At 73.4% G+C, this 18,277-nt stretch carries 19 protein-coding genes; 15 read left to right on the top strand and 4 right to left on the bottom strand.

Annotated features, from left to right (window positions below; genetic code table 11):
• Nucleotides 1–331: 331 nt before the first annotated feature.
• Genes M446_RS08130 through M446_RS08120 form a run of 3 tightly spaced genes read right to left on the bottom strand, consistent with a single transcriptional unit; the run spans nucleotide 332 to nucleotide 4,102 of the window.
• Complete coding sequence (locus tag M446_RS08130) at nucleotides 332–1,480, bottom strand: CRISPR-associated helicase/endonuclease Cas3 (RefSeq protein WP_050777472.1); 1,149 nt, start codon at nucleotides 1,478–1,480, stop codon at nucleotides 332–334.
• A 23-nt stretch (nucleotides 1,481–1,503) separates the two neighbouring features.
• Nucleotides 1,504–2,709 carry an IS30 family transposase gene (locus M446_RS08125; protein ID WP_043700754.1) on the bottom strand — a complete coding sequence of 402 codons (1,206 nt, stop codon included), beginning with the start codon at nucleotides 2,707–2,709 and terminating at the stop codon, nucleotides 1,504–1,506.
• Nucleotides 2,645–4,102, bottom strand: a complete 1,458-nt coding sequence (locus M446_RS08120) for a CRISPR-associated endonuclease Cas3'' (RefSeq protein WP_050777471.1) — start codon at nucleotides 4,100–4,102, stop codon at nucleotides 2,645–2,647. Before M446_RS08120 ends, M446_RS08125 begins: the two co-directional genes overlap by 65 nt.
• 245 nt (nucleotides 4,103–4,347) lie before the next feature.
• Between M446_RS08120 and M446_RS08115 the strand changes: the two genes are divergently transcribed.
• Nucleotides 4,348–4,551 carry a hypothetical protein gene (locus tag M446_RS08115; RefSeq protein WP_018262010.1) on the top strand — a complete coding sequence of 68 codons (204 nt, stop codon included), beginning with the start codon at nucleotides 4,348–4,350 and terminating at the stop codon, nucleotides 4,549–4,551.
• A 13-nt stretch (nucleotides 4,552–4,564) separates the two neighbouring features.
• On the opposite strand, the gene M446_RS08110 is transcribed toward M446_RS08115, so the two are convergent.
• On the bottom strand, nucleotides 4,565–5,833 hold the full coding sequence (locus M446_RS08110) for a glycosyltransferase family 4 protein (RefSeq protein WP_012331624.1): 1,269 nt from the start codon (nucleotides 5,831–5,833) through the stop codon (nucleotides 4,565–4,567).
• A gap of 98 nt (nucleotides 5,834–5,931) precedes the next feature.
• Here M446_RS08110 and M446_RS08105 point away from each other — a divergent pair, with 98 nt between their 5' ends.
• The 14 genes from M446_RS08105 (at nucleotide 5,932) to M446_RS08040 (ending at nucleotide 18,163) form a co-directional block, all read left to right on the top strand.
• Nucleotides 5,932–7,197 carry a glycosyltransferase gene (locus M446_RS08105; protein ID WP_012331623.1) on the top strand — a complete coding sequence of 422 codons (1,266 nt, stop codon included), beginning with the start codon at nucleotides 5,932–5,934 and terminating at the stop codon, nucleotides 7,195–7,197.
• Between the two features lie 73 nt (nucleotides 7,198–7,270).
• A complete protein-coding gene (locus M446_RS08100; RefSeq protein ID WP_012331622.1) occupies nucleotides 7,271–8,686 on the top strand; it encodes a DegQ family serine endoprotease in 1,416 nt (471 codons plus the stop codon).
• A 104-nt stretch (nucleotides 8,687–8,790) separates the two neighbouring features.
• Nucleotides 8,791–9,663, top strand: a complete 873-nt coding sequence (locus M446_RS08095) for a S1C family serine protease (RefSeq protein WP_012331621.1) — start codon at nucleotides 8,791–8,793, stop codon at nucleotides 9,661–9,663.
• Nucleotides 9,660–10,016, top strand: a complete 357-nt coding sequence (locus M446_RS08090) for a response regulator transcription factor (RefSeq protein WP_012331620.1) — start codon at nucleotides 9,660–9,662, stop codon at nucleotides 10,014–10,016. The genes M446_RS08095 and M446_RS08090 overlap by 4 nt, the downstream gene beginning before the upstream one ends.
• 78 nt (nucleotides 10,017–10,094) lie before the next feature.
• Nucleotides 10,095–11,021 carry an ABC transporter ATP-binding protein gene (locus tag M446_RS08085; RefSeq protein WP_012331619.1) on the top strand — a complete coding sequence of 309 codons (927 nt, stop codon included), beginning with the start codon at nucleotides 10,095–10,097 and terminating at the stop codon, nucleotides 11,019–11,021.
• The gene (locus M446_RS08080; RefSeq protein WP_012331618.1) at nucleotides 11,018–11,779 is read left to right on the top strand and encodes an ABC transporter permease; all 762 of its coding nucleotides are present in this window, start codon (nucleotides 11,018–11,020) and stop codon (nucleotides 11,777–11,779) included. The genes M446_RS08085 and M446_RS08080 overlap by 4 nt, the downstream gene beginning before the upstream one ends.
• Before the next feature lie 136 nt (nucleotides 11,780–11,915).
• Nucleotides 11,916–12,776 (top strand): helix-turn-helix domain-containing protein, encoded by an 861-nt coding sequence (locus tag M446_RS08075; protein ID WP_012331617.1) that lies wholly within the window; start codon nucleotides 11,916–11,918, stop codon nucleotides 12,774–12,776.
• Between the two features lie 47 nt (nucleotides 12,777–12,823).
• Nucleotides 12,824–13,546, top strand: a complete 723-nt coding sequence (locus M446_RS08070) for a VOC family protein (RefSeq protein ID WP_012331616.1) — start codon at nucleotides 12,824–12,826, stop codon at nucleotides 13,544–13,546.
• Nucleotides 13,547–13,678: 132 nt separating this feature from the next.
• A complete protein-coding gene (locus M446_RS08065; RefSeq protein WP_012331615.1) occupies nucleotides 13,679–14,446 on the top strand; it encodes a GntR family transcriptional regulator in 768 nt (255 codons plus the stop codon).
• A complete protein-coding gene (kduI, locus tag M446_RS08060) occupies nucleotides 14,443–15,306 on the top strand; it encodes a 5-dehydro-4-deoxy-D-glucuronate isomerase (RefSeq protein WP_012331614.1) in 864 nt (287 codons plus the stop codon). The genes M446_RS08065 and kduI overlap by 4 nt, the downstream gene beginning before the upstream one ends.
• 35 nt (nucleotides 15,307–15,341) lie before the next feature.
• The gene (kduD, locus tag M446_RS08055) at nucleotides 15,342–16,097 is read left to right on the top strand and encodes a 2-dehydro-3-deoxy-D-gluconate 5-dehydrogenase KduD (RefSeq protein ID WP_012331613.1); all 756 of its coding nucleotides are present in this window, start codon (nucleotides 15,342–15,344) and stop codon (nucleotides 16,095–16,097) included.
• A gap of 10 nt (nucleotides 16,098–16,107) precedes the next feature.
• The gene (locus tag M446_RS08050; RefSeq protein ID WP_012331612.1) at nucleotides 16,108–16,791 is read left to right on the top strand and encodes an amino acid ABC transporter permease; all 684 of its coding nucleotides are present in this window, start codon (nucleotides 16,108–16,110) and stop codon (nucleotides 16,789–16,791) included.
• A 9-nt stretch (nucleotides 16,792–16,800) separates the two neighbouring features.
• Entirely contained in the window at nucleotides 16,801–17,460 is a 660-nt protein-coding gene (locus M446_RS08045; RefSeq protein WP_012331611.1) for an amino acid ABC transporter permease, read from the top strand.
• Complete coding sequence (locus M446_RS08040; protein ID WP_012331610.1) at nucleotides 17,435–18,163, top strand: amino acid ABC transporter ATP-binding protein; 729 nt, start codon at nucleotides 17,435–17,437, stop codon at nucleotides 18,161–18,163. Before M446_RS08045 ends, M446_RS08040 begins: the two co-directional genes overlap by 26 nt.
• Nucleotides 18,164–18,277 lie beyond the last annotated feature (114 nt).

Here is an 18,277-nt window from a genome sequence, read left to right as displayed (position 1 = left end):
ATTTTTTCTGTCCTCATGACACGATAGACCGGTTGACACGCTGCGACCGAGAGCCGTGGAGTGGCTGCAGGCTCGACAACCGTGGCGATTCCACGGTCCGGCCATGGAGTGGCGGTGTTTCGGGGAGCCGGGCGGCGCACAGACTCCTCCCTCGGACGCACGGGAAGCCCGGCCGCCCCGCTGTCAGGAGCTGTCAGGATCTGTTCGAGGCCCGACGACCTCCTCGCGACGTTCCGTGAACGACGCCGCCGCTCCCACGGCGAGGCGCCGCCGTCGGGGGGCGCCGCGCGAGCGAAGGCCTCGCTCCCCACCCGTCGCGTCCGGTGCCGCATCACGGCGCATCCGCCTCCCCGTCCCGCGCGGCCGTGGCCCAGAGATCGATGCCGATCGTGGCGTCGTAGAGGTCCATGGTCGCGAACCGCGTGAGCACCTCCCCGCAGGCCGGGCCCACCGGCACGATCTCGCGCGTGGCGCACCAGCCCGCATGCGCCTGCCGGGGAATGCCGACCGTGTAGGGGTGCAGCCGCCGCAGCGCCTCGCCGGTGGGGCGCTCCATGCCGGCGACCTCGGCGAGGGCCTGGACCGCCTCGGCGTCCCAGGGCACGACGACCGGCACCATCGTCTCGTCGATGAGCCGGAAGGCGCGGGCGACGCTCTCGAAGGGGAAGCCGCGCTCCAGGCCGTGGCGGCCGAACGCCGCGAGGATCCCGGCCTGACCGTCGATCTCGGCCGCGTCGAGTTCCGCGAGCCCGCGCTCCGCGTAGAGGAGACGGAAATAGGCCGCGATGGCGTCGGGACCGAGCGGGTCCGGGTGGTCCCGCAGCACGGGCCGGGCGGCCTGCTGAAAGGCCGCGAGGGAGCGGGGCGGCCGATGCGCGGCGGGCGTGAAGACCACGACCCGGCCGAGCGCCGGATGCAGCTCTCCGTTTCGGTTGCAGCGCCCCGCCGCCTGGGCGATCTGGTCGAGGCCCGCCTCGGCGCGCCAGACCTCCGGAAACGAGAAATCGATTCCGGCCTCGACCAGGGAGGTGGCGACGAGCCGCACCGGCCTCCCGTCCTCGAGCCGGGCCTTGATCTCGGCGAGCACGGCGCGCCGATGGGCCGGGCACATCAGGGTGGTGAGGTAGAACGCGCCCGGCAGGCCGCGGATGCGGGCGAACAGCGCCCGGGCATGGGCGCGGCTGTTGACGATGCACAGCATCTGCTTCTGCGCCTCGAAGCGGGCCGCGACGACCTCGTCGCCGATCGGCTCCGGCAGCACCTCGACGGTGACGCGCCGGACCTCGTCGGCCAGCCTTTCCGGCCTCGGGGCGAGTTCGCGGTCGGCGCCGATCGGCAGGCCGTGATCGACCGGGCGGAAGCGCTCGCGCAGGGCGCCGTCCCGCACGCGAACGGCCGGTTGCGTCGCGGTGCACAGCACGACGGTGGCGCCGTAATTCCCGGTCAGTTCCTCCAGGGCGGCGAGGCACGGCAGCAGCAAGCGCGTCGGCAGAGTCCTTGGGTTCAAGCGGTCGTCGCAACACCATCTTGCACGGCAGCCAGCACAGCGTCGAGCGCCTCTGCCGGCGTCTTCCAGTTCAGCGTCTTGCGCGGTCTGCTGTTGAGGGCTGCGGCCACAGCAGCAAGATCGTTCGCGCTGTGGGCGCTCAGATCCGTTCCTTTCGGGAAGTACTGTCGCAGTAACCCGTTCGTATTCTCGTTCGTCCCCCGCTGCCAGGGTGAGCGTGGATCGCAGAAGTAGACCTGCAGACCCGCGTCGATCCGCAAGCGCGCGTGCTCGGCCATCTCGGTACCCTGGTCCCAGGTCAACGAGCGCCGCAGCTGCTCGGGCAAGCGCGCGATCGTGCCGGCGATCGCCTCGCGCACCGCCTGGGCCCCGTGCCCCGCCAGCGCCGGGCCGTTCTTCGCACGCGGTGTCACCCCATGGCCGTCCATCGGCGGAAGATGCAGCAGCATCGTAAAGCGCGTCGTGCGCTCGACCAGGGTCCCGATCGCCGAACTCTTCAGACCCAGGATCAGATCTCCTTCCCAGTGCCCCGGCACCGCGCGGTCCTCCACCTCGGGCGGACGCTCGCTGATGAGCACCTCGGGGGTGACGAACGACCTGCCTCGGCCCAGGCTGCGGGCCCGCGGCACACGCAAAGCCCGTCCTGTGCGAAGACACGCGGTCAGCTCACGCTTCAGCGCGCCCCGGCCCTGGATGTAGAGCGCCTGATAGATCGCCTCGTGACTGATGCGCATCGTCGTATCGCCCGGAAAGTCGAGCCGTAGGCGCTCGGCGATCTGCTGCGGACTCCAGGATCGACCCCATCGCCGGCTCTGGCGTCGCCCGTGCCGCCGTCCCTTCCAGGCAACGCTAGGGCCAGGCAGAGCGCTCCCGCCCGGTGTCGCGACAGTTCCGGCGAGCCGCTCCTGCACGTACGTCCGCAGCGCTGCGTTCCCCGCCAGTTTTGCTGGCTTGGGCCGGCGTGCCGCGCGTTCAGCGTGCCACTGCGCGGTCGTGGCGCGATAGTCCAGGCCGCCACTGCGGGTCGCCGCATTGCGGCGCAATTCCCGCGAGATGGTCGACGCCGCCCGTCCCAGACGCCGAGCGACGTCCCGGACCCCGTGACCTTGCGCTTGTAGGATCGCGATCTCCTCCCGCTCAGCCAACGACAGGTAGCGCGCAGAAGGCGACTTGGATGATGGTGACAGGTGGGAAGGTGCCATTCCGCCTGCTGTCCGGAACCACCGCGAGCCGACCGGTGGCGAGATCCCGAGCTTCATCGCTGCGACCTCGCTGGAGAGACCCTGCGCGAGGAACGCCCAGAACCCCCGCCGCGTCTCGCGCAGACCGACCCCGGGACGACCCGGTGACCGCAGCTTCTCGCGAAGTGCCCGATCCGAACGCCGCCGACCTGCCATCACAACCGCCCTCCGCCAAGCCGTTGCGACGACCACTTGAATCCACCGTCTGCGCCTCGTCCAGAATGATGACGGAATTCGCGAGGTTGTGCAGCTTGCGGCAGCGCGAGGGCCGGTTCGCGAACAGGCTCTCGAAGAACTGCACGGCCGTCGTCACCACGATGGGCGCGTCCCAGGTCGCGGCGGCGCGCCGCAGGGGGCCGAGGCCGTCGCGCTCGTCGCCGCCATCCTCCGCGAGCCTGCGCGCCAGCGCCTCCTCGTCGAGGTTGGCGTGGTGTTCGAGGATGGCGCCCGGATTGCCCACCGCCGTCCGGATCGCGTCGGCGGTCTGCTCGACGATGGCCGTGAAGGGAGCGACGTGGATCACCCGCCGCTTGCCGTACCGCTCCGCATGGGCGAGCGCGAAGGCGAGCGAGGTCAATGTCTTGCCGCCGCCCGTGGGCACCGTCAGGGTGAAGAGGCCGGGCGTGCAGGTCGCCTTGGCGACGGCGTGCGCGAGGATCTCGGCCCGCAGCGCGTTGATGGCCGTGGGCTTGGCGTCGGCCTGCTTGCAGCGCAGGTGCGCGGTCAGCTGCCGGTCGAGGTCGCGCAGGCGGGTCCTCACCCGGGCGCGAGGCCGCCCGTCCGCCATGAACCGCTCGGTGGCCCGGAAATCCGCATCGACCAAGCACGAGAACAGCATTCGGATCAGGAAGGCCTTCGTGAAGGCGCGCCGCCGCGCCAGGGCGTCGGGACATTGCTCGAACCGCTCGCGGGCGGGAGGCGCGAAGCACCGCTTCGACGCGATCACCTCCGGGGCCAGCGGGATGATCAGCTCCCGCCAGCGGCTCGCGTCGTTCTGCGCCTGCGCGAGCCGGCGCCGCAAAGCCTCGCCGTCGGGAAGGCCGCCATGGTGGCCGGCGATGCAGGCGGCGAGCATGCGGCCGACGACGCGGCCGTAGAGTTCGTCGGCCCGCTGGGCTCCCCAGGTCGAGTGATCGCCGCCCCGCGCGCGCAACGCGCAAAGATAGTCCTGGAATTCCTGGGATGCCTTGCCGGTATCGTGCAGGAGCCCCTGCGCGCGCGCCAGGCCGGCGCAGCCGAAGGCGCGGCCGAAATGGGCGGCGAACCGCCCGGTCCATCGGGCATGCACGGCGAGCGGCTCCCACTCCGCCTCGGGCCGGCCCGGCTTGCTGTGGGCGTACAGCACGGAACTCATGCGCTCTCTCTGCGGCAGTTGCCGGACGAGACTGTCGTGCAACCCCAGGATTCGCGCAAGCCCAGGAGATGCAAGCTCAGGAGATGCAAGCTCAGGAGATGCAAGCCCGGCAGATGCAAGCCGCCCGCGGCCGCCCCCCGCCCTCCCCCGCGTGCGCCAGCGCACACGGAATCCCCCGCCCGGCGGCACTCAGGGGCATGGGGCGCGCTCGACGCGATGGCCCGCCCCGACGCGGAGACGCTCCGATGACCACCCTGACGCACCGCTCCTTCGCCCGCCCCGCCGCCCCCCTCGCCGCGCGCCTGCGCGCGGCGGCCGGCCGGCTCCTCGGCCTCGTCGCCCTGGTGCCCCTCGCCCTCGTCCTGCGCGAGCGCCCCGCCGCCGTGCTGGCGGCGATCCCGGGCGGGCGGGGCCAGCGGGATCTCGGCTTCGGCCTCGGGCGCCGCTGACCGGCGCCCCGGATCAGGCCGCGGGCTGCAGGCGCGCGCCGGGCGCCGGGGCCGCGAGCCCGGCCGCGCGGCGCTGCAGGACGAGGCCGTAGACCTCCTCCAGCCGGGCGCAGTGGCGCTCCAGGGTGAGGGGGGCGGCCCAGTAGCGCCGATGGGCCTCGGCGCCGAGCCGCGCCAGGACCGCCGGATCCTGCAGCCGGGTCAGCCGCGCGGCGAGCGCCGCGGCGTCGCCGGAGGGGAACCAGTAGCCGGTCTCCCCGTCCGCCACCGCCTCGCGGCCCGCGCAGGCGTCGCTCACCACGACCGGGGTGCCGCGCGCCAGCGCCTCGTAGACCGTGAGCGGCTGGCCCTCGTACCAGATCGACGGGAAGACCAGGGCCGAGGCCGCCCGCAGGGCCTCGGCCACCCCGGCGGCGTCGCGCCAGCCCAGCAGCCGCGCCTCCGGGTAGCGGCCGCGCAGGGTCTCGGCCTCCGGCCCGTCCCCGACGAAGACCGCCGGCACCCCCGCGCGGCGCGCCGCCTCCGCGAACAGCAGGACGCCCTTCTCGGTGGAGAGCCGGCCCACATAGGTGAGCGGCCCCGGCGGTCCGGCGGGCTTCGGGCCCGGGTCCGGGACCGCGATCGGGTTGTCGACCCGGTGGAGGGTGAGTCCGGGCGGCAGGTGGGGCGCGACGGCCGCCTCCTGCAGGGCGCTGATCGTCACCACGTCCCGGACGACCTCCGGCCAGCGCGCCAGCTTCTCCAGCAGCACCTGCCGGGCGAGGCGCATCGCCTTGCGCGGATAGCTGCGCATGTCGCAATTCGTGGCGATGCAGGCGCCCGAGAGCGGCGCGCGGCGGCAGATCGCGTGGCGGCGGTAGTCGTAGAAGCCGCCGTTCGGGCAGACCAGGAAGAACTCGTGCATCGTGTAGAGGGCGGGCAGCCGCGCCCGCCGGATCGCCGCGAAGATCGAGGGCGACAGCGCCTTGGCGAAGGCGTGGACGTGGACGATCGTCCGGCCCGGGTCGCGGCCCGCCAGCAGCCCCGCCAGGGCCCGCGCAGCGGGGCGGTTCCACAGCATCTGCCCGGCGAAGGCGAGCTTCGAGGAGGCCGTGGCGATGTCCGGCTGGTCGAGGCAGGTCACCCGGATCCCGGCGGCGGAGAGGCGCGGATCGACCGGGGCCACCGCCGCGAAGACATCGACCCGGTGGCCGCGCGCGGCGAGCCCGAGGGCGGAGTCGAGCGCGACCTTCGCCTGGCCGCCATTCACGTGGCCGTGGTCGAGGATGAGGACGACGTCCATGGCTCTCGTCTCCGCCGATCGCCCCGTTTACGACCCGGCAGTTGAGCGAGGGTAAAATGCAATCCGGGCCGCCCCGGGGCCGGCCCGGGAGCGCTCCGATGCACGTCGCCATCCTGACGAATTTCTGCCTGCCGCGGGGCGGGGGCGAGAAGGTCGCGATCGAATCCGCCCGCGGGCTGGCCGAGGCGGGCCTCCGCGTGACCTTCCTGCACGGGGTCGAGGGCCCGGCCGACCCGCTCCTCGACCATCCGGGCATCCGCCGGGTCGGCCTCGGGCTCGCCGACGTCTGGGACCAGCCCGCCTGGCGCGGCGCCCGCGACGGGATCTGGAACCGGGCGGCCGCGCGGCGCCTCGCCGCCGCGCTCGCGGCGCTGCGGCCGGACTGCCTCCACCTCCACAACTGGACCCGCAGCCTCTCGCCGGCGGTGCTGCCGGTGCTGGGAGCGAGCGGCGTGCCGGTGGCGGTCACCCTGCACGATTACTTCCTGGTCTGCCCGAACGGCGTCTATTACCGCTTCGACCGCGCCGAGCCCTGCTCCCTCGACCCGCTGGGCGCCCGCTGCCTCGCCGCCGCCTGCGACCCGCAATCGCGGGCGCACAAGGCGGTGCGGGCGGCGCGCGCGGCCGCGACGCGGCTGGCGCTGCGCGGCCTGCGCGACCGGCCGATCGACCTCGTCCACGTCTGCGACGCGAGCCGGGCCCGCCTCGCCCCGATGCTGCCGGAGGGGCCCTTCCGCCACCACCGGATCGACAACCCGGTCCGCGTCGACCCCCATCCCCCCGCCGACCCGGCCCGGGGCGACGCGGTCGCCTTCGTGGGGCGCCTCACCCGCGAGAAGGGGGCGGACCTGGTGGCCGCCGCCGCCCGGGCGGCCGGGATGCCGGCCCTGTTCATCGGCGACGGGCCGCTCGCCGGGGAGCTCGCGGCGATGCCGGGCGCGGAGGTGCTGGGCTGGCGCGCGCCGGGCGAGGTCGAGGCGCTGCTGCGCGCCCGGGCCCGGGCGGTGGTGGCGCCCTCGCGCTGGCTGGAGACCGGGCCGCTCACGGTCTACGAGGCGCTGGCCTGCGGCATCCCGGCGGTGGCCTCGAACCGGGCCGGGGCCGCCGAGCGGATCGTGCCGGGCGAGACCGGCTTCGTCACCCGCCCGGAGGTCGACCTCCTCGCCCGGGTCTTCCACGACCTCGCCGACGACACCCTGGTGCGGCGGATGGGCCGTGCGGCGCATGCGCGCTACTGGGCGGCGCCGACCACGCTCGCCAGCCACGCGGCGGCCTCGGCGCGGCTCTACGCCGCCCTGATCGCGCGCGGCCGCGCGGCCCCGGCGACGGCCAGGGCGCCATCTTTTCAGCGCAGTGCTGTTTAGGGAACATAGGGATGCGCCGCGCCGGGGCCTTCAGGCCCGGCCGGCCCTCGATCCTGTCCCGGAGCCCTGCCCGATGCGCTGTCCGATGCGCCTTGCCCTGGTCGCCGCGCTCGCCCTCGGCCCCGCCGCGGCCCTGGCCGACCCCGCCCCGCCGACCCGCGCCCTGCCCGAGAGCCGCGCGCAGGTGCAGCTCTCCTTCGCGCCGATCGTGCGCAAGGCGGCGCCCTCGGTGGTCAACGTCTACGGCGCCCACGTCGAGAAGCGCTCGGCCAACCGCAACGCCATGGACGAGTTCCTGCGCCGCTTCTTCGGGGAATCCGGCCCCGGCGGCACGCAGGAGCGGGCGCAGCGCTCGCTGGGCTCGGGCGTGATCGTCGACGCCTCCGGGCTGATCGTCACCAACAACCACGTCGTCGAGAACATGAACGAGGTGAAGGTGGCGCTGACCGACCGGCGGGAATTCCCGGCCGAGATCGTGCTGCGCGACCCCCGCACCGACCTCGCGGTCCTGCGCATCAAGGCGCCGGGCGGGATCGCCGCGATGGAGTTCGGCGATTCCGAGGCGCTGCAGGTCGGCGACTTCGTGATCGCCATCGGCAACCCCTTCGGGGTCGGCCAGACGGTGACGCAGGGCATCGTCTCGGCCCTCGCCCGCACGCAGGTGGGCTCGGCCGATTACCAGTTCTTCATCCAGACGGACGCGGCCATCAACCCGGGCAATTCGGGGGGCGCCCTGGTCGACCTGTCGGGCGCGCTGGTCGGCATCAACACGGCGATCTTCTCGCAATCGGGCGGCAGCCACGGCATCGGCTTCGCCATCCCCGCCAGCATGGTGCGGGCGGTGGTGGAGACGGCGCGGGGCGGCGGGCGGATCGTGCGCCGGCCCTGGCTCGGGGCGCGGCTGCAGAACGTGACGCCCGACATCGCCGACAGCGTCGGCCTCGACCACCCGACCGGGGTGCTGGTGGCCGGCATGCTGGGCAAGAGTCCGGCGGAGGAATCCGGCCTCAAGCGCGGCGACGTGATCCTGAGCGTGGACGGCCAGCCGGTCGACGACCCGGAGGCCTTCGGCTACCGCTTCGCCCTCAAGGGCATCAGCGGCGAGACGAAGCTCGCGGTGCTGCGCGGGTCGAACCGCATCACGCTGCCGGTGCGCCTCGCCCCGGCGCCCGAGACGCGCCCGCGCGACACGCTCAAGATCCGCACCCGCTCGCCCTTCCTGGGGGCGACGGCGGTCAACCTCTCGCCGGCCGTCGCCGAGGAGCTGCAGCTCGACCTCCCGGCGGACGGGGTGGTGATCGCCGAGGTCGACGGCGGCAGCATCGCGGCCCGGGCCGGGCTGCAGAAGGGCGACGTGATCGTGGCGGTGAACGGGGCCTCGGTCGCCAGCACCAGGGACCTCGACCGCATCACCCGCAACAGCCTCTCGGCCTGGGAGGTGACGATCAACCGCGGCGGCCAGCAGCTCACCTCGCTGTTCAGCGGCTGAGCCGGCCGCCGAGCCCCTGGCGCGCCGGGACGGGGCCTGCCCACCCGGGCAGGTGCCGCGCGCGCGCCGCGCCCTCACATTCGGGGCCCGACGGGAGCCCCGCCATGACCGACACGCCCACCGCCCTCCAGGCCTTCTCGCAGGATCTCGCGGCGCTCGCCGCCCGCGCCGCGCCGAGCGTCGTCTCGGTCCAGTCCCACCGCCACCGCGCCAGCGGCTTCGTCTGGAAGCCGGGCCTCGTCGTCACGGCCGACGAGGCGCTCGCCGAGGAGGGCGAGATCGCCGTGCGGGCGGGCGACGGCGCGCCGCTCGCCGCCACGCTCCTCGGCCGCGATCCCTCGACCGACGTCGCGCTCCTGCGCATCCCCCGCACGGACCTGCCGGCGGCGGCCCTCGACCCGGTGCCGGTGGTGACGGGCCAGCTCGCCGTGGCGGTCGGGGCGGCGGAGGGCGCGCCCACGGTGGCGCTCGGCCTCGTCTCGCGGGTGGGGCCGGCCTGGCGCAGCCTGCGCGGGGGCGAGATCGACGTGCGGATCGACCTCGATCTCGGGCTGCGCCGCTCGGGCGAGGGCGGGCTCGCCCTCGATCCCGCGGGCCGGGCGATCGGCATGGTGGTGTTCGGCCCGCGCCGCCGCGCCCTGGTCATCCCGGCCGCGACGATCGGGCGGGTCGCGCCGCTGCTCGAATCCCGCGGGCGCATCCCGCTCGGCTATCTCGGCCTCGGCCTGCAGCCGGTGCGGCTGGAGGACCGCAGCGTCGGGCTGATGGTGATGCAGGTCGAGCCGGACGGGCCGGGCGCGCGGGCGGACCTGCGCCAGGGCGACGTCGTCACGGCCTGGAACGGCGAGCCTTTGCGCGGCCTCTCGGCGCTGCAGGGGGCGCTCGGCCCGGGCAGCGTCGGCAGCGTCGTGACCCTGGCTCTGCGCCGCGGCGGCGCGCCGCTCGACGTCGCCCTCACGATCGGCGAGAGGCCGTGAGCGAGGTCGTCCTCGCCCTCGCCGTGGCGCAGCCGGACCTCGCGGACCGGCTGGTCGCCCTGCTGGCGGACGTGCCGGGCCTGCGCCTGGCGCGGCCGGGCGAGGCGGCGGACGCGGTGGTGACGCTGCCGCCCGGCAACGGCCCGGCACCCGATCCCGGGCTGACGCCGCGGGAGATCGAGGTGCTCGGCCTCCTCGCCGAGGGCGCCTCGAACAAGGCCATCGCCCGGCGGCTCGGCATCTCGGTCCACACGGCGAAGTTCCACGTCGGCTCGCTCCTCGACAAGCTCGACGCGACGGGCCGCACGGACGCGGTGGCGCACGCGGCGCGGCGCGGGGTGATCCACCTGTGATCCGCCTCCCGCCCGGCCATGCCCGCCGCGAGGCGATGTGCTAGATCGCGCCCGCCACAGGAGAACCGCCGGAGCGCGATGTCGCCGATCATCTCCATCGCCAACCTGTCGAAGGTCTACGCCTCCGGCTTCCAGGCCCTGCGCTCCATCACCCTCGACATCGGCCGCGGCGAGATCTTCGCGCTGCTCGGGCCGAACGGCGCCGGCAAGACGACGCTGATCGGCATCGTCTGCGGCATCGTCAGCCCCACGGAGGGGCGCGTGACCGTGGGCGGCCACGACATCCTCGCCTCCTACCGCGAGGCCCGCCGGATGATCGGCCTCGTGCCGCAGGAACTCACCACCGACGCCTTCGAGACGGTCTGGGCGACGGTGAGCTTCAGCCGCGGCCTGTTCGGCCTGCCGCCCGACCCCGCCCATGTCGAGCGGGTGCTGAGGGACCTCTCCCTCTGGGAGAAGCGCGACAACCGCATCATGACGCTCTCGGGGGGCATGAAGCGGCGGGTGCTGATCGCCAAGGCGCTGGCGCACGAGCCGCAGGTGCTGTTCCTCGACGAGCCCACCGCCGGGGTGGACGTGGCGCTGCGCCAGGACATGTGGCGCCTCGTGCGGCGGCTGCGCGACCAGGGCGTCACCGTCATCCTGACCACCCACTACATCGAGGAGGCCGAGGAGATGGCCGACCGGGTCGGGGTGATCCGCCGCGGCGAGATCATCCTGGTCGAGGAGAAGGCCGAGCTGATGCGCAAGCTCGGGCGCAAGCAGCTGATCCTGCACCTGCAGACCCGCCTGCCCGCGCTGCCGGACACGCTCTCGGACCACCGCCTCGACCTCTCGGAGGACGGCTGCGCGCTCACCTACACGTATGACAGCCAGGGCGAGCGCACCGGCATCACGGCGCTCCTCACCGACCTGCGCGCCGCCGGCATCCGCTTCCGCGACCTCGAGACCCGCCAGAGCTCGCTCGAGGACATCTTCGTCGGCCTCGTCAAGGATCCCGCATGAACTGGCCCGCGATCCGCGCCATCTACGGTTTCGAGATGGCCCGCACCCGCCGCACGCTGCTGCAGAGCATCGTCGCCCCGGTGATCTCGACCTCGCTCTACTTCGTGGTCTTCGGCGCGGCGATCGGCTCGCGGCTGACCGTGATCGAGGGCGTGCCCTACGGCGCCTTCATCGTGCCGGGGCTGATCATGCTCACGCTGCTGACGCAGAGCATCGCCAACGCCTCCTTCGGCATCTACTTCCCGCGCTTCTCCGGCACCATCTACGAGATCCTCTCGGCGCCGATCTCGCCGATCGAGATCGTCGCCGGCTATGTCGGGGCGGCGGCCTCGAAGTCGATCCTGCTCGGCCTCATCATCCTGGCGACCGCCTCCCTGTTCGTGCCGATCCGCATCGACCACCCGCTCGTCATGGTGCTGTTCCTGCTCCTCACCGCCTTCACCTTCAGCCTGTTCGGCTTCGTGATCGGGCTGTGGGCGGACGGGTTCGAGAAGCTGCAGCTGGTGCCGCTCCTCATCGTCACGCCGCTGACCTTCCTGGGCGGCAGCTTCTACTCGATCGAGATGCTGCCGCCGTTCTGGCGGGCGCTCAGCCTCGTCAACCCGGTCGTGTACCTGATCAGCGGCTTCCGCTGGAGCTTCTACGGCCACGGCGACGTCAGCCTGGGGGTGAGCCTCGCGATGGCGCTGGCCTTCCTGGGGATCTGCCTCGGCCTCGTGACCGTGATGTTCCGCACGGGGTACCGGCTGAAGACGTGAGAGGACCGCGCGCGGCCAAGCGCGCGCGGCCCTCGCGCCTCCGGCGCCCGGCCCGGCCGCCGTCAACGCGCCCGTCGCGAACCCGGGGTAAGCTGCGGCGGTGCCGCGCCCCGCCGCGGCGGGGAGACCGGCCGCCTTGCGCCTGACGATCCTGGCCCTGCCCGCCCCGATCCGCCCGTGGATCCACCAGATGTGGATCTTCGAGAGCCCCTGCGGGCTGCCGGCCTCGGACCTGCGCGTGGTGGTGCCGAACGGGCGCGCCAAGCTGATCGTGCCCTGGCGCAACGGCCTGACCGCCGAGGGCGGCGGGCGGCGCCGCTGCCACGCGGAGGGCGACGCGGTCCTGATCGGCCAGTGGGACGCCCCGACCGTGATCTCCTCCGCGCCGGTCCCCACCGTGTCGATCGGCGTCGAGTTCACGCCGGCCGGCCTGTCCCGCTTCCTCACCCTGCCGCTCGGCGAGCTCACGCAGGCGATCGAGCCGGTCGGCAACGTGCTCGGGCGGAGCGGCGACCGGCTGAGGCGCCGGCTCGCCGAGGCGGCGAGCGCCGAGGAGGCCGCCCGCGTCCTGCGCGCCTTCCTGGTCGCGCGCTGCCTCGCCACGGACCGGCGCGGGCCGGGCCTCGCCGACGAGGCGCTGCGCCTGATGGCGGCGAGCGGCTACCGCATGGACGTCGCCACCCTGGAGGCCCGGACGGGCTACTCGCGGCGCCACCTCGCGGCGGTGTTCCGGCGCGATGTCGGCCTCGCGCCCAAGCGCCTCGGCAGCGTGCTCGCCTTCGAGCAGCTCTACCGGGCCTTCAGCCGGCACGGCTCGGCGGAGCGCCTGCGCGACGACGCCCTCGACCGCTTCTGCGACCAGTCGCACTTCATCCGGCAGTTCCGGCGCTTCGCCGGGATCGCGCCGGGCCGCTTCGCCGAACTCGGCAACGAGTTCGGGCAGATCTTCTACCGGGCGCCCGAGGGCGGCCCCGCTTCCCAAACGTCCAATCCCTGAGGCCGGCGCCCCGGCATGATCCCGGCGTTTCCCACGAGGACGCCGCGATGAACCACCTCTCGAACTGGATCGAGATCCCCGTCGCCGACATGGCCCGCGCCCGCGCCTTCTACGAGGGCCTGCTGGAGACGCGCCTGGTCGAATTCTCCTGCGGGCCCCTGACCTGCGCGATGGTCCCGACCCGGGACCGCCGCAACCGCGGCGCCCTGGTGCAGGGCGCGGGCTACGCGCCATCGTCGGACGGGGCGCTGATCTACCTCGACGCCGGCGGCCGCCTCGACGCCGCGGCGCGGCGGGTCGCCCCGCTCGGCGGCACGATCCTCACCCCCAGAACGGTCCTGTCCGGGGAGGCGGGCGAGGTGGTGATCTTCCGCGACCCGGAGGGCAACCGCCTCGGGCTGCATTCCCCCGTCGCGCCCCGCCGCGAGGGCCCGGTCACGGACGCGGCCCTGCAGGGGCTGCTGCGGGGCCGGGCCCCGGGCCTCGCCTTCCTGATCACCCGCGGCCCCCGCTACGACGACCCCGCGACGGCGCCGCTGCAATGGGAGCACGCCCGCGCCATGACCACGCTCCTGCGCGACGGCCCGCTCACCCACGTGACCGCGCTCCTGGACGGCGCCGAGGTGCTCGGCTTCGGCCTCATCGACGTCGCCAGCCGGGAGGAGGCCGAGTCCCTCCTGGCCGCCGACCCGGGCGTGGCGGGCGGGCGGCTCGCCGTCACGCTGCTCACCGCCCTGTCCTTCACCCCGGACGACGTCGCCGCGTCCTGACCGGGGCACGCGAAACCGGGGAACGGAGCCGCTCCGGCGGGCTTGCAAATCTAATATATCAGTTTAAGGTCCGGTCCCAGGGAGCCCTCCGGGACCGGCGCGGCAAGCGGCGGCGGGCGAGGGATGGAGCTGATGCCGCGCGATCCGACCTCACCGCTGCGCAAGGCGCGCAACCGCTTGCCGAGCGCCCCGCGCCCGGCCCGCGCGCCCTCGGCCGCCGCGGTGATCCGCCAGGACCTGCGTGCCGCCATCGCGTCGCTCTCCCTGCTGCCGGGCCAGCCGATCAACGAGAAGGCGATCGCCGCCCGCTACGGCGTGAGCCGCACGCCGGTCCACGAGGCGGTGCTGCGCCTCGCCGACGAGGGCCTGGTCGAGATCTTCCCGCAGGCGGGCACCTACGTGGCCCGCATCCCCTATCGCGACCTGCCCGAGGTGATCGTGATCCGCCGGGCGCTGGAGGAGGCGAGCGCGCGGCTCGCCGCCGAGCAGGCCCGCGCGCCCGACCTCGCCGCCCTCGACCGGCTGATGATCACCATGACCGAGGCGGCGGCGGCCGAGGACCGCGAGACCTTCCACCAGCGCGACGAGGAATTCCACGCCGCGATCGCCCAGGCCGCCGGCTATCCGGGCCTGTGGCGGCTGACGCAGCAGGTGAAGATCCAGGTCGACCGCTTCCGCCGCCTCACCCTGCCGCAGCCGGGGCGCCTCGCCCGCGTCCTCGACGAGCACGCGGCCGTGCGCGACGCGATCCGGGACCGCGATCCCGCCCGGGCCGGCGCCGCCATGAGCGCGCATCTCGACGGCCTGCTCGCCGATCTCGGCGGCATCGCCGGGCTCAACCCCGACTTCTTCGACATGTCCGCCGGCGCGACGCCCCCGGATTCCGCGGAGCCTGCATGACCCTCCCCACGACGCCCTCCGACGCCGCGATCGAGATCCGCCAGGTCGCCCACCCGGAGGCGGTGCGCGGCTTCGATACCGAGACCCTGCGCCGCCACTTCCTGATCGAGCGGCTCTTCACCGTGGGCGAGGTGCGGCTGACCTACAGCCACATCGACCGGCTCGTGGTCGGCGGCGCGATGCCCGGGGCGAGCCCCCTCCCCCTCCCGGCGCCGCGGGCGCTCGGCACCGAGTCGTTCCTGGCCCGGCGCGAACTCGGCACGATCAATGTCGGCGGCCCCGGCCTGGTGCGCGTCGGCGGCCGCGGCCACGAGGTCGGCCCGCGCGACGCCCTCTACGTCGGACGCGGCGCGGGCGAGGTCGCGTTCGAGAGCCTCGACCCGGCGCGTCCGGCGAAGTTCTACCTCGTCAGCACCCCGGCCCACGCCCCGCATCCGACCGCGCTCATCCCCCAGGACCGCGCCCGCACGATGCAGGTCGGCGACCAGGCGACCAGCAACCGGCGCACGATCCGCCAGTACATCCTGCCGGGCCTCTGCGAGTCCTGCCAGCTCGTGATGGGCCTGACCCAGCTCGAACCCGGCAGCACCTGGAACACCATGCCGTGCCACACGCATGACCGGCGCTCCGAGGTCTACCTCTACTTCGACCTCGCGGCCGAGGCGCGGGTCTTCCACCTGATGGGCGAGCCGCACGAGACCCGCCACCTCGTGGTGGCGGACGGGCAGGCGATCCTGTCGCCGGGCTGGTCGATCCATTCGGGGGTCGGCACCAGCCACTACGCCTTCATCTGGGCGATGGGCGGCGACAACCAGGATTACACGGACATGGACATGGTCGCGATGGACGACCTGCGCTGAGGGGACGGGCCGTGACGCATCGCATGACGCATCGCATGACGCATCCCTTCGACCTCACCGGCCGCCGGGCCGTGGTGACCGGCGCCAATACCGGCCTCGGCCAGGGCATCGCGGTCGCGCTCGCCGCGGCCGGCGCCGACATCGTGGCGGTCGGCCGCTCGGACATGGGCGAGACGCGCGAGGCGATCGCGGCGACGGGCCGAAGCGTCGGGGTCGTCCGGGCCGACCTCGCCAGCCTCGATCCCGTCCCCCGCATCGTCGCGGAGGCGAGCGAGGAGGGCCGGGTCGACATCCTGGTCAACAATGCCGGCACGATCCGGCGCGCCGCCGCCCTCGACTTCACGCAGGAGGAGTGGGACGCGGTCCTCGACGTGAACCTGAAGGCGGTGTTCTTCCTGTCGCAGGGCTTCGCCCGCCGCATGCGCGACGACGGCCAGGGCGGCAAGATCATCCACGTCGCCTCGATGATGTCGTTCCAGGGCGGCATCCGCATCGCCTCCTACACGGCGGCCAAGAGCGGGCTCGCCGGGCTCACCCGCCTGATGGCGAATGAGTGGGCGCCGCTCGGCATCAACGTCAACGCGATCGCCCCCGGCTACTTCGCCACCAGCAACACGGCGCCGCTGCGGGCCGACCCGGAGCGCAACGGCCAGATCCTCGCCCGCATCCCGGCCGCGCGCTGGGGCGAGCCGCGGGATCTCGGCGGCGCGGCGGTCTTCCTCGCCTCGCGGGCGGCGGATTACGTGCACGGCATCCTGCTGCCGGTCGACGGCGGCTGGCTCGCGCGCTGAGGAGCAGGGGATGCGCTACCGCTTCGACTTCGAGGCCCTCGCCGAGTACTGGCCCGACTTCCTGATGGGGGCGCTCACCACCCTTGAGATGACGGCCGTCGCGACGGTGCTCGGCCTGCTCATCGGCATCCTCTGCGCCGTCGGGCGGCGCAGCCCCCGGGCGTGGCTGTCGCGGCTCTGCGGCGGCTACGTGGAGACGGTCCGCAACACCCCCTACCTGATCCAGGTCTTCTTCCTGTATTTCGGCCTCGCCAGCGCCGGCCTGCGCCTGCCGGTCCTGACCGCCGCGATCCTCACCCTGGTGGTCAATGTCGGGGCCTATACGGGCGAGATCGTCCGGGCGGGGATGGACACGATCCCGCCCGGCCAGGTCGAGGCCGCCGAGGCGCTCGGGCTGACCCGGGCCCAGATCTACCGCGACATCATCCTGCGCCCGGCCCTGGAGCGGGTCTACCCGGCGCTCACCAGCCAGTTCGTGCTGATGATGCTCGCCTCCTCGGTCACCTCGCAGATCTCCGCCGAGGAACTGACCGCGGTGGCCAACAACATCACGTCGATCACCTTCCGCAGCTTCGAGACCTACTTGGTGGTGGCGGTGCTCTACCTGCTGCTGGCGCTGCTCCTGAAGCTCGCCTTCCACGCGCTGGCCCAGATCCTGTTCCCGCGCCGGCGCCGGCTCGGCACGGCCCTGTAGGGGATGCGGATGGGCGGCTTCTCCCTCAACCACCTCGTCTTCCTGCTGGAGGGCGTCGGCTGGACGGTCGTGCTGACGGCCCTCGCCTTCCTGCTGGGCAGCCTCGCGGGATTCGGGGTGATGCTCCTGCGCATCGCCCGCGCCCGCTGGGTGCGCCGCCTCGCCTTCGCGTACGTGCAGGTGATCCAGGGCCTGCCGCTGCTGATCCTGCTGTTCTGCGTCTATTTCGGGCTCGGCGTGATCGGGGTGGAGCTGTCGCCCCTGGTCGCCGCGGCGATCTCGCTGATGGTCTATTGCAGCGCCTTCCTGGGCGAGATCTGGCGGGGCTGCGTCGAGGCGGTGCCGCGCACGCAGGGTGAGGCGGCCGAGTGCCTCGCCCTGTCGCGCTGGCAGGCGCTCGTGGACGTGATCCTGCCCCAGGCCGCCCGCATCGCGGTGCCGCCCACCGTCGGGTTCTTCGTGCAGGTGCTCAAGAGCACCTCGCTCGCCTCGGTGGTCGGCTTCGTCGAGCTGACCCGGGCGAGCCAGCTCATCAACAACTCGATCTTCCAGCCTTTCCTTGTCTTCGGGCTGGCGGGCGCCCTGTACTTCGCCCTCTGCTACCCGCTGTCGCGCTGGAGCCGCAGGCTCGAAAGGAAACTCCATGTCGGCCGTCGTCAGCCTGCGTGACGTGCACAAGAGCTTCGGCACAATCGCGGTGCTGAAGGGCGTGAGCTTCGAGGTGGCGGCGGGCGAGGTCGTCGCCGTCATCGGCCCGAGCGGCTCGGGCAAGAGCACGGCGCTGCGCTGCATCAATCGACTGGAGGCGATCCAGTCCGGGGCGATCGAGGTCTGCGGCCGCCGGGTCGACGACCCGCACCTGGACCTGCGGGCCCTGCGCCGGGAGGTCGGGATGGTCTTCCAGAGCTACAACCTGTTCCCGCACCTGACGGTGGAGGAGAACATCACGCTCGCCCCCCGGCGGGTGAAGGGCACGCCGGTGCGGGAGGCGCGGGCCCTCGCCGCGGAGGCGCTGGCGCGGGTCGGGCTCTCGGACAAGCTCGCCGCCTATCCGGAGCAGCTCTCGGGCGGGCAGCAGCAGCGCGTGGCGATCGCCCGCTCGCTCGCCATGCAGCCCAAGGTGATGCTGTTCGACGAGGTCACCTCCGCCCTCGACCCGCGCCTCACCGGCGAGGTGCTGAAGGTGATGGAGGCGCTGGCCAAGGGCGGCATGACGATGATCTGCGTCACGCACGAGATGGGCTTCGCCCGCCGCGTCGCCGACCGGGTGATCTTCATGCACACGGGCAGGGTCTGGGAGACCGGCCCCGGCACGATGCTGACCGCGCCGCAGACGCCGGAGCTGCAGGATTTCCTGGCCTCCGAGCTGTGATGCGCTGTCCGGGCGATCACGTCCCGACAGCGCATCACAAGCCTGCGCGGCGCGTGCGCGAAGCCGACATCCGCACCCGACCCGCACGCCCCCGACGCGTCTCGCGTCGAGCGG

The sequence above is a fragment of the Methylobacterium sp. 4-46 genome (assembly GCF_000019365.1).
Classification (GTDB): Bacteria; Pseudomonadota; Alphaproteobacteria; order Rhizobiales; family Beijerinckiaceae; genus Methylobacterium.
Note: the sequence above shows the minus strand (reverse complement) of the source record. Positions and strands in the feature narration are given on the sequence as shown.

Excerpts from the sequence above, each read along its gene's own strand:
- M446_RS08100 (WP_012331622.1), top strand. The coding sequence starts at position 7,271 with ATGCGCTGTCCGATGCGCCTTGCCCTGGTCGCCGCGCTCGCCCTCGGC.
- kduD (WP_012331613.1), top strand. The coding sequence starts at position 15,342 with ATGACGCATCCCTTCGACCTCACCGGCCGCCGGGCCGTGGTGACCGGC.
- M446_RS08115 (WP_018262010.1), top strand. The coding sequence starts at position 4,348 with ATGACCACCCTGACGCACCGCTCCTTCGCCCGCCCCGCCGCCCCCCTC.
- M446_RS08120 (WP_050777471.1), bottom strand. The coding sequence starts at position 4,102 with ATGAGTTCCGTGCTGTACGCCCACAGCAAGCCGGGCCGGCCCGAGGCG.
- kduI (WP_012331614.1), top strand. The coding sequence starts at position 14,443 with ATGACCCTCCCCACGACGCCCTCCGACGCCGCGATCGAGATCCGCCAG.
- M446_RS08065 (WP_012331615.1), top strand. The coding sequence starts at position 13,679 with ATGCCGCGCGATCCGACCTCACCGCTGCGCAAGGCGCGCAACCGCTTG.
- M446_RS08080 (WP_012331618.1), top strand. The coding sequence starts at position 11,018 with ATGAACTGGCCCGCGATCCGCGCCATCTACGGTTTCGAGATGGCCCGC.
- M446_RS08095 (WP_012331621.1), top strand. The coding sequence starts at position 8,791 with ATGACCGACACGCCCACCGCCCTCCAGGCCTTCTCGCAGGATCTCGCG.
- M446_RS08085 (WP_012331619.1), top strand. The coding sequence starts at position 10,095 with ATGTCGCCGATCATCTCCATCGCCAACCTGTCGAAGGTCTACGCCTCC.
- M446_RS08050 (WP_012331612.1), top strand. The coding sequence starts at position 16,108 with ATGCGCTACCGCTTCGACTTCGAGGCCCTCGCCGAGTACTGGCCCGAC.
- M446_RS08070 (WP_012331616.1), top strand. The coding sequence starts at position 12,824 with ATGAACCACCTCTCGAACTGGATCGAGATCCCCGTCGCCGACATGGCC.
- M446_RS08045 (WP_012331611.1), top strand. The coding sequence starts at position 16,801 with ATGGGCGGCTTCTCCCTCAACCACCTCGTCTTCCTGCTGGAGGGCGTC.
- M446_RS08105 (WP_012331623.1), top strand. The coding sequence starts at position 5,932 with ATGCACGTCGCCATCCTGACGAATTTCTGCCTGCCGCGGGGCGGGGGC.
- M446_RS08040 (WP_012331610.1), top strand. The coding sequence starts at position 17,435 with ATGTCGGCCGTCGTCAGCCTGCGTGACGTGCACAAGAGCTTCGGCACA.
- M446_RS08110 (WP_012331624.1), bottom strand. The coding sequence starts at position 5,833 with ATGGACGTCGTCCTCATCCTCGACCACGGCCACGTGAATGGCGGCCAG.
- M446_RS08125 (WP_043700754.1), bottom strand. The coding sequence starts at position 2,709 with ATGGCACCTTCCCACCTGTCACCATCATCCAAGTCGCCTTCTGCGCGC.